Raw genomic sequence first — 1,758 nt, forward strand, 5'->3', positions numbered from 1 at the left:
CAGATCCCTCCGGAAGGAGGCGCTCATATAAACCCTCCAAAACACTTTGCAAGCGACATCTTCAATGTCTCTCGGTCAAAGATGGACGGAAGGGGAGGGGAGCGCCGTGATCTTTTGGAAATATAAGGAGGGTGCGGCGCTTTTTGAATACAGGCGAACAAAGTTTCCGGCTGGGGACAAGTCCCGTGTGGCTGGCCTCGTGCTCGCCTCCTAATCCTCTTTTTACCTTTGGCAGGCGTAATCGGGGAGAACCTCCTCTCGGGCTGACTGGTTCGGCCCCAACACCATAACAGACAATGCATTTCAAACGACGGTCCCCACCCTCCGCGACCCATGGTTACGGCTCTCTCACCCGGGAAGACGAACAGCACCCTGATTTCGACGGCCAAGGAGACAAAGACCCATCTGCCAGGCTTTCTCAGGCTCCCGTGGTGGGGGGGCGGCACGCGACATCTTTTGAATCTCACAGGCAGAACGGGCGTGGGCCGATGAACGAATTCGAACGCGGGCAGGAGCCGGCCCGACAGAGAGCGGCTGAGGACCGGCCCCGTGTCCGGGATAGCATCGCGGATCGGGCCCTGCGGGACAGGGGGCCCAACGGCGCTCCCCGGGGAGAGGTGTGGGAGCAGTCGTTCTCCATGTCGCCGGAGGTCCGCTTCACGCGGACGCCCGAGCGGGTTCTCAAAGAGCGCCGGATGCAGACGCCCGCTCCAGCGGCATCAGGCGCTGTCGGTCGGCAGTCAAAGGAAATCGCGTCGGCCCGTGCGGCTGATCCCGCGCCGGCCGTCCAGGAAAGGCTGCTCGCGTTGCAAAACAAGGCGGCGTCCCAGGAGGTTGGACACGGCGCACCGCGGGCTTTCGCCCGCACTCCTTCGCAGGCGCCGGAACAGGCCAGGCGGGTGCCTTCCGCGAGGCCGCGTGCAGACGTGCCTCAGCGGGTGCCGGTCGCTCCCACTCCCACTCCTGCCATGGCCGAGCCGGCTCCCGCGCCGAAGGCCGCCGAGCCGACTGCGCCTCCGGCCAAGAGCAGTCCCGCTCCTCTCGAGCTTTCCACCGTCCAGCAGACCTACAGCTTCATGTGGCAGCCGGGGACCTACCTCCTGGATCCGACGCTGCCTGCGCCCGCGGAGCCGATCCCCGTGGCGGCTTCCGCACCGAAGCGTCCTGCGGCGGCTGCGCCCGTTCCGGCGGAGCAAGAGAATAATGGTCCAGTCGTGAAGAAGGCGGCGCCTCAGGTCGCGGCTGCGCCGCGTGTTCCCTCGCCTCCGCCTGCACCTCCGCCGCCAGTAGAGCCCGAGGTTCTGCCGTGGGAGGAGGACGACGTCGAGGTCGAGGTCGACGTCGACGTGCATATGGATCATGTCGAGGACCTGCCGGATGCCGACGATGTCATCGAGGTTCCGACCCGGCGTGCTGCGGTCGTCACGCCGCCGCCACGCGTCAGCAGCAATCCGGCCATCCCTGCGGCCGCCAATGACAGCTTCCGCCGTGACGGCCGAGACAACTATGCCTCGGTGTCGATCGGCGTCTCTGCGCCCGTGCGGGCTTCGTTCGAGTTCGAGCTGCCCGCGCTGGAGCTTCTGGCCGAGCCGAAGATCTGGGACAGCGCCGAGGTGCCGGTCGAAGTGCTGCAGGAGAATGCGGCGACTCTCGAAAACGTACTCTGGGACTTCAATGTCAAGGGCGAGATCATCAATGTTCGGCCCGGTCCTGTGGTGACATTGTATGAGTTGGAGCCTGCGCCTGGGACGAAGTCGT

Annotated in this window: 1 protein-coding gene; it reads left to right on the top strand. The window is 65.2% G+C overall.

Going from position 1 to position 1,758, the window contains the following annotated elements; genetic code table 11:
* Nucleotides 1-488: 488 nt before the first annotated feature.
* The coding region (locus OC446_RS30215) for a DNA translocase FtsK (protein WP_262032565.1) at nucleotides 489-1,758 on the top strand (1,270 nt) is incomplete at its 3' end.

This window comes from Microvirga sp. Mcv34 (assembly GCF_024519725.1).
Lineage (GTDB): Bacteria > Pseudomonadota > Alphaproteobacteria > Rhizobiales > Beijerinckiaceae > Microvirga.